Source organism: Psychrobacter sp. AOP31-B2-9 (assembly GCF_052378005.1).
Taxonomy (GTDB): domain Bacteria; phylum Pseudomonadota; class Gammaproteobacteria; order Pseudomonadales; family Moraxellaceae; genus Psychrobacter.
In genome coordinates this window covers 1-14,768 of the sequence record NZ_JBQSXG010000077.1, presented here as the reverse complement: position 1 = coordinate 14,768, position 14,768 = coordinate 1, and the positions used below count along the sequence as shown (strand labels likewise).

At 41.3% G+C, this 14,768-nt stretch carries 14 protein-coding genes; 10 read left to right on the top strand and 4 right to left on the bottom strand.

Annotated features, from left to right (window positions below; all coding sequences use genetic code 11):
- The 10 genes from ACT3SX_RS09645 to ACT3SX_RS09600 form a co-directional block, all read left to right on the top strand.
- Positions 1–1,442 (top strand): type VI secretion system Vgr family protein (locus ACT3SX_RS09645; RefSeq protein WP_444761710.1); only part of this gene is annotated, 1,442 nt, incomplete at its 5' end.
- A 12-nt stretch (positions 1,443–1,454) separates the two neighbouring features.
- Positions 1,455–2,807 carry a DUF2169 family type VI secretion system accessory protein gene (locus tag ACT3SX_RS09640; RefSeq protein WP_192518612.1) on the top strand — a complete coding sequence of 451 codons (1,353 nt, stop codon included), beginning with the start codon at positions 1,455–1,457 and terminating at the stop codon, positions 2,805–2,807.
- Positions 2,797–3,150, top strand: coding sequence for a DUF4150 domain-containing protein (locus ACT3SX_RS09635; protein ID WP_192518613.1), 354 nt, complete (start codon positions 2,797–2,799; stop codon positions 3,148–3,150). The genes ACT3SX_RS09640 and ACT3SX_RS09635 overlap by 11 nt, the downstream gene beginning before the upstream one ends.
- Positions 3,151–3,156: 6 nt before the next feature.
- The gene (locus ACT3SX_RS09630; protein ID WP_192518614.1) at positions 3,157–7,980 is read left to right on the top strand and encodes an RHS repeat-associated core domain-containing protein; all 4,824 of its coding nucleotides are present in this window, start codon (positions 3,157–3,159) and stop codon (positions 7,978–7,980) included.
- 12 nt (positions 7,981–7,992) lie between these two features.
- Positions 7,993–8,493, top strand: a complete 501-nt coding sequence (locus ACT3SX_RS09625) for a hypothetical protein (protein WP_192518622.1) — start codon at positions 7,993–7,995, stop codon at positions 8,491–8,493.
- Between the two features lie 61 nt (positions 8,494–8,554).
- On the top strand, positions 8,555–9,667 hold the full coding sequence (locus ACT3SX_RS09620; RefSeq protein ID WP_348549998.1) for an RHS repeat-associated core domain-containing protein: 1,113 nt from the start codon (positions 8,555–8,557) through the stop codon (positions 9,665–9,667).
- 2 nt (positions 9,668–9,669) lie between these two features.
- A complete protein-coding gene (locus tag ACT3SX_RS09615) occupies positions 9,670–10,224 on the top strand; it encodes a hypothetical protein (RefSeq protein ID WP_192518615.1) in 555 nt (184 codons plus the stop codon).
- A gap of 96 nt (positions 10,225–10,320) precedes the next feature.
- A complete protein-coding gene (locus ACT3SX_RS09610) occupies positions 10,321–10,671 on the top strand; it encodes an IS630 transposase-related protein (RefSeq protein WP_192518616.1) in 351 nt (116 codons plus the stop codon).
- A gap of 40 nt (positions 10,672–10,711) precedes the next feature.
- Entirely contained in the window at positions 10,712–10,987 is a 276-nt protein-coding gene (locus tag ACT3SX_RS09605; protein WP_192518617.1) for a transposase, read from the top strand.
- Positions 10,988–11,055: 68 nt separating this feature from the next.
- A protein-coding gene (locus tag ACT3SX_RS09600; protein ID WP_192518618.1) for an IS3 family transposase occupies positions 11,056–12,143 on the top strand; the annotation gives its coding sequence in 2 pieces (ribosomal slippage) (positions 11,056–11,308 and positions 11,308–12,143; 1,089 coding nt in all).
- An 89-nt stretch (positions 12,144–12,232) separates the two neighbouring features.
- Here ACT3SX_RS09600 and ACT3SX_RS09595 read toward each other — a convergent pair.
- The 4 genes from ACT3SX_RS09595 to ACT3SX_RS09580 form a co-directional block, all read right to left on the bottom strand.
- Positions 12,233–12,355 carry an excalibur calcium-binding domain-containing protein gene (locus tag ACT3SX_RS09595; protein ID WP_227680057.1) on the bottom strand — a complete coding sequence of 41 codons (123 nt, stop codon included), beginning with the start codon at positions 12,353–12,355 and terminating at the stop codon, positions 12,233–12,235.
- Positions 12,303–12,425, bottom strand: a complete 123-nt coding sequence (locus ACT3SX_RS09590) for a hypothetical protein (protein WP_263972656.1) — start codon at positions 12,423–12,425, stop codon at positions 12,303–12,305. Before ACT3SX_RS09590 ends, ACT3SX_RS09595 begins: the two co-directional genes overlap by 53 nt.
- A 100-nt stretch (positions 12,426–12,525) precedes the next feature.
- Entirely contained in the window at positions 12,526–12,930 is a 405-nt protein-coding gene (locus ACT3SX_RS09585) for a hypothetical protein (RefSeq protein WP_225739089.1), read from the bottom strand.
- The gene (locus ACT3SX_RS09580; protein ID WP_201585319.1) at positions 12,923–14,632 is read right to left on the bottom strand and encodes a hypothetical protein; all 1,710 of its coding nucleotides are present in this window, start codon (positions 14,630–14,632) and stop codon (positions 12,923–12,925) included. Before ACT3SX_RS09580 ends, ACT3SX_RS09585 begins: the two co-directional genes overlap by 8 nt.
- Positions 14,633–14,768 lie beyond the last annotated feature (136 nt).

The window sequence follows — 14,768 nt, the reverse complement described above, 5'->3', positions numbered from 1 at the left end:
ATTACAACATGAGCACCCATGAGCTTGGTGGTATTACCACCGAGCACTATGACTTCTATACTGGCTTTGCGACCAAAGACGATGCCGCAAGCTACGCGCAAGTGCGTAGTCAAGACTACAACGCCCAAAGCAAACGCGTGAATGCGGCAGGTAACGTGCTCACCATCGCCCCAGGCCATACTTTTACTCTAAGCCGTCATCCGCACGATGCCGCTAATACCGAACACCTCATCATCCATAGCGAATACGACTTTAAAGAGGCCGGCTATGCCAGTGGCACCGAACAATCCCATTACCGTATCAGCTTCACCGCCATACCGATAAGCTACCAGTACCGTGCGCCAAGAGTCACGCCTAAACCGCAAATCATTGGTAGTCAAGCGGCTACGGTTACCGGCCCTGCCGGAGAAGAAGTCCACACCAATGGGTATGGCGATATAAAGGTACAGTTCCACTGGGACAGATACGGTCCTAAGAACCAGAAAAGCTCAGACTGGATACGCGTCGCCCAAGGATCAGCAGGGGGCAGCTTTGGCTCCATCAACACCCCGCGTATAGGGGAGGAAGTCCTCATTGACTTTATCAACGGCGACTCAGACCGTCCCATTGTCATCGGCAGGTTATACAACAGCGCCAACCCGCCACCATGGGGCTACCCGCAAGCGGCTAAGCAATCAGGCATCAAATCCAAAAGCTTTAACTCCCCGCTCGATAACTACAATGAGCTCATGTTCAATGATGATGCTGGCTTTGAGCTGGTCAACTTGCAGGCCCAGCGCGATCTTAACTCACTGATCAAGAACGATGAGACCCGCAGAGTCAACCGCGACCGAACAACGACGATTGATAAAGACGAGACCGTCACGGTTCATGGAAAGCGTACTGAGATCGTCGATCTTGATGAGCACATCACCATCCACAAGAACCGCACTGAGATCGTCGACTTGGATGAAACCATTACCATCCATAAGAACCGACAAGAGCGCGTTGATGAGAATGAGACTATTAGTATTGGGGGGAATAGAGATGAGACGGTTAAAAAGAATGAGTCTATATCAGTGTCAGGCAAGCGCAAGCTGAGCGTCAAAAAGAATCAGTCGATTACCGTGAATGGTATGCAGACAGAAACAGTAAGACTCGCCTCTATTCAAAATGTCGGCTTAGCTAAGATGACCAACGTAGGCGCAGGGTATAGCATTAATGTGGCAGGCTTTACCTCTATTGTCACAGGTGCAAAACGTAATGACACTACAGCACAGACTCATGAGATGAGCGCAGGAAAAGACTTTACTATACAAGCAGGTGACGTGATAGAACTAAAAGTAGGTAAGAGTGTGCTGCGCATGGATAAATCAGGCAAAGTTACTATTCAAGGCACAGAGTTTGTCTTCGAAGCCACAGGCCCTGTGCAAATCACAGGTAAAGATGTCGATCTGAACTAAAAAGGCATCATTATGGAATTTACCAACCTTACGCCCTTTAGCACTTTAAACTATCTTGGCTACGATACTCATGATCAAGAGTATGAAGTCGTGACGATGTGCGCACAGTATAAGCTAATACCCAGTAATCAAGAGATAGCAGATAGTAAAGACTTCAAGCAAATACAAACGGTTTACATCGCAGAGGTCAATGATGACGACCCTATTAATCTTTGCATGGCAGACGAGTTTTATGATGAGCCTGGTACTAGCAGCATCGTACAAGAGAGCGATATTATCCCCTTCAAGCCTAAATGTGATGTACTCGTCCAAGGTCACGCTTATGCTAGTAAACCCTCTCAAGGGTTTAAAGCGTCTATTGCTCTCTACAGACAGGCAGATGATACGCTAGACTCACCTCTTAAAGAGCTACTAAGTAAAGAGATTTGGCTCACAGGCTCAAGGCAGTGGCAGCATACAGGTAGTCGTAGCCATATTGACTCTATTCAATTTACCGATGAATATAGTTTAACAGCGGTAACCCACACACAAAAAGTACCACTCAGGTATGAGTATACCTTAGGGGGCAGCTGTCAAGCGACTCATCTTAAAAATATAGACAACAGCAGTAAAAAAGATAGCAATGAAGACGATGACAAAAACAGTCTTAAGCAAAGTTATCATGAAGTCTGCTATAGCAATCCGATAGGTAGAGGCTGGTTTGAGCAGGGCTACTTTAGTAAGCTAAGAGAGTACAAGCACAGCTTACCAGAATTCTTTCCAGTACCGCAGATTATGCCTAAAGGTGTTATCTATGAGACGCCGCTGATAACCAAGCAACAAGGGGCAATGACTGCGTTTGAGATGGCAGAGCTGGACTATCAAGGAGCGCCTGCAGGTCTCAGTGCCTTGCATCGATCTTGGGCACCAAGGCTTGCAAAGGCGGGTACTTATGATGAGCAGTGGCTAGAGAACCGCCATCCTAATTTGCCCAAAGACTTTGACTTTGGCTACTGGAACTGTGCCCCTGAGGATCAGCAAATCGACTATCCTGATTTAACTAAGCCGCATACTTTATTAGTCAATAATTTGACCGAAGGCGGTGGTCAACAGCTCATTCTACTACCACGGCATCGAGCTTTTGTGTTAGCTAGTATTGATTATGAGCATCAAGTAAAGCCTATGAGCTTAGATACACTGATTTTTAATACTGACAATATGTCATTGAAATTAGTTTGGCGGTTGTTTTTACCTACTAATTTAAACCCGACTAAGTTAGAAGTTAGATTCACTACCGACCCTGATGAGCCATATATTACTTACGAAGATCCAGAAAGCCTTCGAGCGAGAGCATTAGCTATATGGAATGAAAACTATGCCAAATAATACAATAGCGAAGAAGCAATCAGGCTGGACTGTAGTATCAACGCTACCTGATGTATGTAAAACGCCTATGGGTAGTAGTATGGTGCCTGTTCCTTATCCAGTGACGGCCAAACTTATAAACTCAAGTAATGTCTCACCAAATGTCCGCTCTAACGATCACCCTGTATTTTTATTCGATGCAAGTACAGTAGTCAAAACGATTGGCGATGAAGCAGGTGTCGGTAAAGGGGTTAAGAGTGGCACAGTAAGTGGTAAATGTTATCCCATTGAACATAGTAGTACAGTGCGAGCCAATGGCAAGTATGTGGTTAGACACAGAGACAAATTTGGGATGAATGGGTAATAAATTATGGGTACATTTGGTAATTGGGGTAGACCAGTTAGTTCAAACGGCAATACAACTGGAGTTGTTGTAGGTGATGGTAAAACAGCAGCTGAGATAGCTAAAGCCCTAAAAGTAGCAAAAGATTCGAAAAAAAGCTTGGCTAAGCTTAGTAAGGATGAGCTTGAAGCCATATTATTCGTACTAGATGTCGCTGGTGTGATTCCTGGCGTTGGTATGGTTGCTGATGGTGCGGCAGGTATCGTTAGAGCATCTACAGGGGATTGGGGCGGCGCTTTTTATAGTTTATTAGGTTTTGTTCCAATTGCAGGCGATTTGTTAAAAGGGTCTGACTTAGCTTTGAAGATTGCAAAGAACCCTAGTTTTTATCTCAATCAATTAAAAAAAGCACAAAAGGCTGTTGAAAAACTAGGAAGTGGGTATGAAAAAGTAGCTACTTTTTTTAAGAATCAATCTAAAAAAATTGAGGACTTTATATATAGCAAAGATACTAAAGGTAAACTGCCTAAGAGAAAGAAAGAAGATAGTGGCTCTAAAAACAAAGATAAAGACCAAAACAATAATAAAAACTGTCCTAAAACCTGTAAGCCTGTCAATCCTATACTAGGTATCAAGATACTACTAGATAATGAAGATATTGATTTTATCTTAACAGGAGACTTACCCTTATTATGGAATCGGCACTATGCCAGTGATAGCCTTGTAGGTCGAGGCGAAACAGATGATCCTGATGGTTGGTTCGGTCAAGGCTGGGCTAATAGCTGGTCAGAACAATTAAACGTCATTCCAGATGCTGACTTGATTGAGTACATTGACAGTAGTGGTAGAGCCATTAACTTCCCTTATATTGCCACTGGCAAAAGCTTCTACCTTCGTAACGATGATATTCGGTTGCATCATGATGTTAATGGACAATACCGCATTACCTCAGGCACCAGTGACACTGGCGATGGTATTCAGTTGCACTTTGGCAGTCCAGTCAGTGAAGACCCTCTATTACCTATCCGTAGACAGCGCCTATATTGCACAGGCCAAAGTGATCACTATGGCAACCGTATTACTTTAGAATATAATACAGACGCCAGTCTCTCTCATCTACCTCGCTATATAAAAGACAGTGCGGGTAGATTATTGCAACTAGACTTCAATTTAATTAAAAATGATGAGGATAAAGGCTTACGCTTACAGCAAGTGGTTCAGCTTACAAGTCTAACAGACGATAAGCTATCTCAGCTCCTACCTGCTTTAGATAGAAAAGTTCAGCAGCAATTACAGCAATCTTATAACACCAGTATTCACACTTTCATCAGCGAAGTTCAGACGCTTATTAAGAATGGCGTGCTGTCTAAGAATTTACTTGTTGCAGATACTCTAGTGACTTATAGCTACAGTAAAGAAGGTGACTTAATTGAAGTTAACCCTTATCTAAATCCAACTCGTCGCTTTGACTATAAAAACCATATTATGATCGCGCATCATATCGACGGCGGCATCAGCAGCTATTATGAGTACGACGACTACCTACCCACAGGCAAAGTGCTCATCAACCGTGTTAGCAATGGTCAGACCTATCATTTTGACTATCAAATAGATCAATCTATAGTTACTGAGGCAAAAGACACTGCAAATGAGCGGCAAACGATTTATCACTTTGATCAAGACAAGCGTTGGACAGGCATTACTGACGCTCTTGGCAACCGCACTAGCTTTGTTTTAGACGACTATAACCGTCCTATACAAATTATTAGTCCAGATGGCAGTATTACCGAAAACCAGTACTCTGGTAATCATCTAACCGCAGTTAAACAACTGATCGACTATGAGGTGATGACTAATTTACCTCTATGGCGGTCTCAAAAGTATTTATACGATAATAATCAATTAACCGAATTACTTGATCCTCTTGGCAATGCAACGCAGCTTACCTATGATGCTGCTGGACAAATTAAAAAAATTACTGATGCTAATGGTAACAGCACACATATAGAGCGTGATGATAAAGGTCGTACCATTAAGCAAATACTTGCCAACGGCAGCAGCTTCAGTTATGAGTATAACCATCAAGGCGAGCTGATAGAACAAACGGACTGTAGTGGTAATCCTACCTATTATAAGTACGATAACCTAGGACGTGTCATTATTGTCACTGATGCACAAGACCAGCAAACCACACTCACCTATGACCAGAAAACCGATAGCGCCACTAACAGTAATGGTATTCAGCACACCCAAGCGCCTACCCATATTCGCTACCCTGATGGCAGTAGCGAGCGCTTTGTCTATGACGCCTTAAATCGTCTGCTCAAGCATACGGACGCCAAAGACCAATCCACCGAGTACCAGTATACTGATGACAGCCTACCCATACAGCGCATAGACGCGCTAGGGCACACGCTTGACTACGACTATGACAATCTACGCCGTCTGATTAAACTCACCAATGAGAACGGTGAAGCGTGGACATTTGAATATGATAAAGCAGATAATCTCATCAGCGAGACGCGCTTTGATGGTTATATCAGTCACTACGAGTATGACAAAGCAGGGCAACTGGTACACCAAACCGACAACTCACAAGCCAAACGCGAAGAGCAAAAGCACACCTACCTGCAACGTGACCTGCTCGGACAGCTGACGTATAAGCACAGCCTAGATATCGTTAAGCCTAACAGCAACGTAAGCAATCAAAGCCAACAGCGTCATCACAAGACCCAGTATCAGTACGATATTGCAGGACAGCTCATCCGAGCGACCAGCCCTGATGCCAGTACCCATCTGGCGTATGACGACATCGGGCAGCTGATTAGCGAGCGCTTAACCCGTCATCATAAAAACAATTCTCAAGGTCAATTGACCCAAAACATCGAACAAACCCTAACTCACAGCTATGACGAGATAGGCAACCGCATTGCCACAATACTGCCCGATGGCAAAGTCATCAACCAGCTGTACTATGGCTCAGGGCATTTATACAACCAAAGCGTGCAAGACGGCGACAGCATCACCGAAATACGCCATAGCGAACGCAATGCACTGCATCAAGAAACGACAAGGCAACAAGGCGAGCTGCTATCGAGCTTTGGCTATGACCCCATGGGACGGCTCACCAAGCAATACAGCTCAGATCATAATAAAGGCCGTATCGTCGTACAGCGAGATTATAACTATGACGTGTTAGGACAGCTTACCCATCTATCAGGGCAGACGCAGCTCAATCATAAATCGAAAAATAGTAGCACGGCAAGTAGTCTGTTCCAGCGCAATCATCAGTATCAATACGACAAAGTCGGACGACTGACCGAGCATATGCTCACCGACTTCGCCAAGCAATCAGGCACGACAGAGCGCTTTGCCTTTGATCCTGCGAGTAATCGCGTGCCTGTATCTACAGTTGATAAAGATAACAGCGAAACTAATAACGCTGTAAACAACATCCACAAATCAGGCAGACCGACTAAGCTTATTACCGCTGACAAAATAATTACTTACACCTATGGCATACACGGTCAAGTCCTGTATAAAACAATCACTCCAGCCAAAGACGGTAAACCACTAGCTCAAAGTAGCAACGCGCTAGTGAGTAGTCGCAAGTCCATACAGCACTACTATAATCCCAATAATGAGTTGGTGAAAACTATCACTAATATCGAAGAGGGATTTGAGCTAACCGAAATAACAGCGACTTACTATTACGACGCTTTTGGACGACGCATCGCCAAAACCAGTGACACAAAGGTAAAAACCAAATTCATTAATAGTAAGCATTCAAAAACGGTTAAGTACCACCTTCAACAGCAGAAGACTAAAAATAAGCAAACACACTATCTATGGGATGGTAATAGACAAGCACAGGAATATACTGATACTCATGTGTTTACCACCGTGTATGAGCAAGACAGCTTTGAGCCAGTCGCAAGACTGGTCTGGCTCAAAGATGCGCTATTAAAATCAGCTAATGATGAGATTAAGAACACCGAGCGTGAATCTTGGGAAGATGAACCGACCCTCATCCCAAACATGCAGGTGTATCATTATCACAATGACCATCTAGGTACGCCGAATGAGCTGACCAGTCAAGACGGTGAAGTGGTTTGGTTGGCGGATTACGCGGCATGGGGCAATACTGCTCAAGTCGTCTACAAAGAAGTACAGCTTTATAATGTGATTGTTTCTGCTGATGAATTACAGCCCATAAGATTTCAAGGTCAGAGCTTTGATGTTGAGACAGGACTGCATTACAATAGATTTCGCTACTTTGATCCTGATTTAGGGATGTTTATCAGCCGTGATCCTATAGGTCTTTTAGGAGGCTTCAACATTTTCTCTTATGCACCTAATCCAGTTATGTGGGTAGACCCTTCTGGATTAGCGGTCTATCATACAAACTGGAGTAAAGCTTATAACTCTAGTAAAGGTGTTCCAACAAATTATCAAGTCCATCATATAATACCCCAAGCTGTAGCAAGTGAGGCAAAGAAACTGTGTGCAAGCTTTGACGTTCATAATAAAGATAATCTTATTGCTTTACGTAACAGTAAAAATGTTAATTTAGTTACAAAAAACGGTTATGGTGCAACCATACATTCTGGTCAACATCGTGGATATAACTTAGCAGTTACAAATTTGTTAAAAGGCGCACAAAGAATAAATATTCCTGGACTTAATGCATGTATGAAATTAAAGGCTGTTCAAAAGATGCTACGTAGTCAACTTGTAAAAGGAGACATTCCATTAAATAACTCAGGCTATGACCCCAATACTTTCAGCACGGGTGATATTCAAAAAGCATTTACTGAAGCGATAAAAAGTTCAATACGAAATCAACAATAAGGATATTTAGTTATGAAAAAGTGGAACGACATACTTGAGTCAGCGCAAGAATTTGTCGATTTTTTAGAAAGAGATACATTCTTTGATAAGCCTTTTGTTAATACTATAAATGCATTAGTAATCAGTGATCCCCTGTTAGGTTTTAAATATGCTAATCAAGATGATGAAGTGCAAAGCTTTCCAGCTTGGGAGTCAATTAGCCGAGGAGAGTATTCATTTCCAGATTCTTTTGAGTTATATGGTTATGTAGGTCATCAACTTCTGAAGAATAACTTTTTCAACATTCAAAGCAAGAACTTTAGTGGATTTAATGAGCTTTGGGATAGTACTATGGCAGAGCTAATAACTGATGATATGTATTATATATTCCAATGTTACGCTAATAATTATTTTCCACCTTTATGGAAAGATATTCTTACTGCTTATTTAAACAATGGACTACCTTGTGGCTGGTCTGATTTTCCACCTAAAGGTAAGCTAGTCGTTTTTTCTAATGAGCTGTTAGAGCCATAGCTATTTATTTTGGTAAAAAAGAGGGTTAGCTGGGCATTTTGCTCAGCTTTTTTACACCTGAATAAAGACCACCTATCACTACGACAATTTTGGCAGACGCATTGCCAAACAAACCCAGACGAAAGACAAAACCAAGTTTGTAAACAGACAATCGACCAAGATTATCACGTTCCCTGTACAACAGCAGAAAACCCAACATAAACAAATACACTATCTATGGGATGGCAATAGACAAGCACAGGAATATACTGACACCCATGTTTTCACTACCATCTATGAACAAAACAGCTTTGAGCCTATAGCTAGACTGGTATGGTTAAGAGATGGACTGACCCTAGCGGCAAATGATGAAGGCTGGTATGGCAATAATAAACCTGAGCCACCGTCCGCTATTCAAATCTATCATTATCACAATGATCATCTAGGTACACCAAATGAGCTGACTGACCAGAAAGGTGAAGTTATTTGGCTGGCGGATTATGAGGCGTGGGGTAATACCGCTAAAGTGGTATGGCGAGAGGAGAAGCTTGAGCAATTACAAGTATCTGCTGATGAGCTACAGCCTATTCGTTTTCAAGGTCAGAGTTTTGATACGGAAACAGGATTGCACTACAATCGGTTTAGATATTTTGATCCTGATTTAGGGATGTTTATCAGCCGTGATCCTATTGGACTCATGGGCGGCTCAAACGTCTTCCAGTATGCGACGAATCCTACGGGGTGGATCGATCCTTTAGGTTTAAAGAACTATAGAGACAAATTTTGGGATAGAGCAGGTGGTGCAGATAGAAGTAAATATCAAGTTCATCATATGTTTCCCCAAGATCTTTATAGCGATAATAAGCCAAAGACTAAAAAGATACTAAACTGTCATGGCATGGGTAAAGACGACTTAAATAACTTAATAGGTTTACCTAGAAATGAAAATGATAATCCAAGAAAAGGTAGTCCTTGGTTTGGCGCTTCAAAACACAACTCAAGTCACAGAGCATACTCTGATGCGTTAGAGGCTGCTATTATAAGAATAGGAGCAAAAGGCAGCTGCGTACAACAAAAAGCTAAACTTGTACTATTACAAAAAACATTAAGACGAATGCTCAATAATGGACAAGCCATTATGAGTAAACAAGGTGCAAGTACCACACAGTGGGAAAATATATTTAAAGGATACTAACTATGAATAATTTTAATTATAGAGATGTTTATTTAAACTATCTAAAAGTCTTTGAATGTATTATAAAATCAAATAACTTCTTGAGACCTAACAACACTTTGCCTTCGGATAAATTTCATATTATAAATGATTATCAAAAAGCTGATACTTTATACACTATGGAGTATCCTTTAGAAGAGCTAGGAGAGAAAGAAGGCAGTAAATACGATATTTATGCTGACTTAATGAACGAAAGGATTGATCTGCACTATGGTTTTTTCGATACTTTCACAGATACAGATTATCTAAATCATTTAGACTTTAAAGGCAAGTTTTTAGAAAAATTTTTCGATATAGTTGTAGCGGCTGAACAAAAAAACTCAAATTTTCCTGAAGAATTTACAGATTTCGTTCTGAATCACATTTTATCCTATATATCTTATCTGACATTTTCCAATACTGCTGATAAATTGCTAGATTTAGAGATTGAGGCATACACCAACGGAGCCATGCCATGCGGTTGGTACGGCAAATATCCTAAGGGAAAGCTTGCGGTCTATGTTCCTTTAGCTGAGTAAAAACTGCTATCTCAACTCAAATAAGTTAATCTATAGTCAAGCCCACCTAAAAGTGTTATAAACTAATTATCAAATACAATTGTTATTATAAAGACCATGACTTACTCACTAGATTTTCGCAAACAAGTTCTTAAAAGTATAAATGACGGTATGACCTTTGCCGAGGTGGCTGAGTTTTACAATCTGAGTCCAACCACGATACAGAATTGGAAGAGACGTATTCATAGTAAAACAACCAGACAAACTAAACCGTATAAAATACCAGATGACGTGCTACTTAATGATGTCAAAGAACATCCTGATGATTACCAGTATGAGCGAGCACGTCGTCTAAACTGTAGTAAAACAGGCATTTATCATGCTCTAAAGCGTCTTGGCATCAGTCAAAAAAAAGACTTTGGAACATCCAAAAGCATGTCCAGTAAAAAGAGCGATATATCTAAGTAAGCTTAATAACTTTATACAACAAGGCTATCCCATCGTCTATATGGATGAAAGCGGCTTTGAGCACGAGACTATTCGCTCTCATGGCTATGCACCAATTGGTAAACCCTGTATCGATAGCTACAACTGGCAAGGTAAAAAGCGAACCAACGTCATCGGTGCTCTGTATGAAAAGATGCTGTTTGCGCTTGATTACTTTGAACAGAATATCAACAGCAATATATTTTATGACTGGTGCAAGTTCACGCTTATTCCAAGTCTCAAGACTAAATGCGTGATTGTCATGGATAATGCTCAGTTTCATAAAAATAAACGGTAATCCTCCCAATAAAAAAGAACACTCAAAAATAGAGAATAACTGCTAGAATAAACCAGCAGGAGAATCCTATGAAAAAGACCCGTTTTAGCGACAACCAAATCGTCAACATCTTAAAGCAAGCAGAACAAGGCGTTCCTATCACCGAGCTCTGCCGAGAACACAATATTAGCCAAAGCACCTTCTACAATTGGCGCTCGAAGTATGGCGGCATGGACGCCACGCTTATCTCACGCCTCAAAGCACTTGAGACTGAAAACGCCCGATTAAAGAAGAGGTACGCTGACGAATGTCTTAAATCAGACATACTACAGGACGCCATGACAAAAAAGTGGTAGCGCCACAAAGGCGCAGACAGCTCGCTTGTCACTATATTGAAGCGCGTAGCATTAGCATACGCCGCGCTTGTCGTATCTTTAATATCAGTGTGACCTGCTACTATCACAAGTCCGTGGCAACGGATGAGAATAAGCAAATAGCAGACTTACTTATCAAACTAACTGATGAGAATAAGAACTGGGGCTTTGGCTTATGCTTTTTAACCCTGCGTAATGTCATGGGACTGCCATACAATCATAAGCGTGTATATCGTATCTACTGTGAGCTTGAATTAAACCTTAGAATCAAGCCTAAACGTCGCATTAAACGTGCTAAACCCGTTCCACTGGCAGTACCTGACCAGATCAACCACAGCTGGAGCATGGACTTTATGCACGACGGCTTAACAGATGGGCGTGGCTTTAGACTGTTTAATGTGATTGATGACTATAACCGTGAAGCCTTAACGGTCGAGGTTGACTTCTCACTACCGGCTGGGAGGGTGATACGTAGTTTGAACCAGCTCATTGAATACCGAGGTAAACCTGTCCAAATCAGATGCGACAATGGCCCTGAATATATTAGTAATGCGCTTAAAGACTGGGCTGAGCAGCAAGGTATCACTATTAGTTATATTGAGCCTGGCAATCCACAGCAAAATGCTTATGTAGAGCGCTTTAACAGGACAATGCGTTATGATTGGTTAAATCAGGAGTTGTTTGATAATCTTGATCAAGTCCGTCAGCAAGCAGAGACTTGGTTATATCACTATAATAACGAGCGCCCAAACATGGGTAACGGTGGTTTTACGCCGATACAAAAACTCAATCAGGCAGCTTAATTCTATTTACTAGGTGTCTTATGGTTGGGAGGGTTACCATACGAACTTGACTTCATGTTAGGCAACAAAGTGCTAGTAGTAACCTCACCCTAACGCAACGCCTCACATGCAATACCATCTTTATCGCGGTCTAAGCGCGTATATCCTGCTTTTTTTGCGTTACTCAAAGCATTCGGCTTCCGCTTGGCTACCAAAGTCAGCGCATACCACACCTCCTGCATTTGCTGTGATAGCAGTAAGCAACATAATAGATGAGACTACAAAAACAATAATATTTCTCATAAGTTAATCCTTTAAGGTTAATTGTTTTTAAATCTAACCCTTACTGTCAAACCAGATCAGGACGTATACTCCAAACAACTACCTATTAATAGCTTTTACTTTAGACGCCATTATCAAGCCTATCTTGGTACTCATCACACACCCTCAAACCCGCTTTAATAGCATCACTAAGGTCAGCACCCTCTTTGACACTGTAGGGCACGTTTGGGCGCATATTAGCTTGATTAAGAGCATCTACGGATGACTTGTTAAGCGGCGTACCGATATAAGATTCATCGGTAAAGCCCTCTGGTGCAAAATATACTTCACGCCCAAATTTTGGATGAGAAGTGCAGGATATCTCGCCATAAGGCACAGTGAATGGATAAGGTGTTGCATACTCAGTAGGCCATAGTGCTTCGTTTACGCCGATGTAACCTGCACCGTAGTATTCGTCGTATTCTGGTTCGACAGGCGTACAAGCTGTTGTCAACAATAAGGTAAGTCCTGCTATTAATTTACTCATCCTCATCTTTATCCTTATTCAAAACCCCTTTCTCCAGATTATCTATAGCTGTTTTAACCCAATTAACATCCTCACCATTGGTATGTTTAAAGTATTGGATGATGCCAAACTCAGATATTGCGGCTATATCGGACAGACGACCATTACCCCTAAATAACCGACCTACAACTTGTCTTATAACATCCTCTGTAAAACCATCTTGATCTATTACTTTTATAACAAGACCGCTAGTTTGACTGCCCTCTTTCTTGCAATCGAATAGATAAAAAACTCCAAGATTAGTAATCAGGCGCATGACGAACACTACCCTTACTTGAAAGTCATTTTTTTTACTGCGCATACCACGCACTGTCTCACCAATAAATATAGGATCGTAAGCAACATTTACACAGTCTATGATTACAGGAGCGTAGCGCAAAGTAACTTTAAGGTCTTGAGCATAGCGTAAAAGACGTTCAAAATTATTCTTTATAGAGTGAATCGCGCCACTATCCACTAAAGCTTCAAATCTACCAATGTCACCATTAGCATTACCATCCTCCCCATCAGCATAAGCGTCAGGCTTGTTCTGCGGCAACCATATAACCTTTGATTTACAGCTATCTACAGCCTCATCTAAGGTCAAATTTGCGCCCTTGACAAGCTCTCTTATCTTGCCTATGAGTTCTATCCTATGCCTGACTACAGCTGTGGTTATATTATTAGCATCTCTTTCAGCCTCTAGTAAGATCTCATCAGACTCAACGGTGTTATAGATCGGTCTAATTCTGGATGTTTGAGGTTTGATGCCATCGCCGTATGTAGCAGAATTAGGCTTGTCTATCCTATATTCTATGGCATCTCCTTGCGGCATAGACATACCTAATATTTCAGTACAAAGCAGAGTCTGATCGTCAATTCTCAAACCTGCTATTTTAATTTGAATGTCCTGCTTGTGATAAGGTTCGACCTTTAAGGAATAGTACTGCTTGTCATTAGCGAGCATTCTTTTATTGAGGTTCCAAACCAACCCTTTAGTATAAGAGTTTGTTTTTAAGTAGTATAAAAATACAGCGTCGGCAATTACGCATCGATCAGGAATAGTAATTAGATCACCATATCCATCATTTAGATTAAGTCTCTCTTCGACCTCCTGTTTATGCCAGCTAATAAGAACTTTATTAATCTCTTTTGATACCCCATAGTGCGCAACAAAGAACAAGACCGATGGGATGATTATTTTAACAGTATCTGTATGTACGACGATGTTGGAATTAGAGTCTGTTTTGATGTCATCAACTGGATAGCTATCAGGCTTGAGAATATACTCGCCCTTATCCTTTGAGATGCCATAATGGTTAGTATAGGTAAGGTTTGGGCGCTTGTATTTCTTATTGTCATAAGCATCTAGCTTGGTATATAAAGTTTCAAATTCGTACTTTTCTTCGCACTTCCCCTCTACCCAAATAGATCCTATGGGTAATTTCAAAATTGATTTAATTGATACTCCAACTACAACTTGTTTATTGGTAGTAGAGTTTAAAAAGTACACTTGAACCGTTTTGCGTCTACGGTGATAGTATATTTTTCCATACCACAGTACGATGTATTCAGTCTCTGGGTTATAGTAACTTCCTAAACATATCTCAAAGTATCTTTTGATATTTACCATACCCATGTATTTAACTTTTTTGCCGTTAGAATCGAACAATGCATCAAACATAACTCACCCCCAGCATGCTTGATCTAGGTGGCGAGTTAGCTATTTTTTTGAAGGGTGTTTTGAGTGAACAAAGAGAGATAAAGAGGTGTTTTTGACATCTATTCTTGGAATTTGACATTAATTGTTGGAATTGACA

Excerpts from the sequence above, each read along its gene's own strand:
- ACT3SX_RS09635 (WP_192518613.1), top strand. The coding sequence starts at position 2,797 with ATGCCAAATAATACAATAGCGAAGAAGCAATCAGGCTGGACTGTAGTA.
- ACT3SX_RS09590 (WP_263972656.1), bottom strand. The coding sequence starts at position 12,425 with ATGAGAAATATTATTGTTTTTGTAGTCTCATCTATTATGTTGCTTACT.
- ACT3SX_RS09640 (WP_192518612.1), top strand. The coding sequence starts at position 1,455 with ATGGAATTTACCAACCTTACGCCCTTTAGCACTTTAAACTATCTTGGC.
- ACT3SX_RS09585 (WP_225739089.1), bottom strand. The coding sequence starts at position 12,930 with ATGAGTAAATTAATAGCAGGACTTACCTTATTGTTGACAACAGCTTGT.
- ACT3SX_RS09625 (WP_192518622.1), top strand. The coding sequence starts at position 7,993 with ATGAAAAAGTGGAACGACATACTTGAGTCAGCGCAAGAATTTGTCGAT.
- ACT3SX_RS09605 (WP_192518617.1), top strand. The coding sequence starts at position 10,712 with ATGGATGAAAGCGGCTTTGAGCACGAGACTATTCGCTCTCATGGCTAT.
- ACT3SX_RS09580 (WP_201585319.1), bottom strand. The coding sequence starts at position 14,632 with ATGTTTGATGCATTGTTCGATTCTAACGGCAAAAAAGTTAAATACATG.
- ACT3SX_RS09615 (WP_192518615.1), top strand. The coding sequence starts at position 9,670 with ATGAATAATTTTAATTATAGAGATGTTTATTTAAACTATCTAAAAGTC.
- ACT3SX_RS09610 (WP_192518616.1), top strand. The coding sequence starts at position 10,321 with ATGACTTACTCACTAGATTTTCGCAAACAAGTTCTTAAAAGTATAAAT.
- ACT3SX_RS09630 (WP_192518614.1), top strand. The coding sequence starts at position 3,157 with ATGGGTACATTTGGTAATTGGGGTAGACCAGTTAGTTCAAACGGCAAT.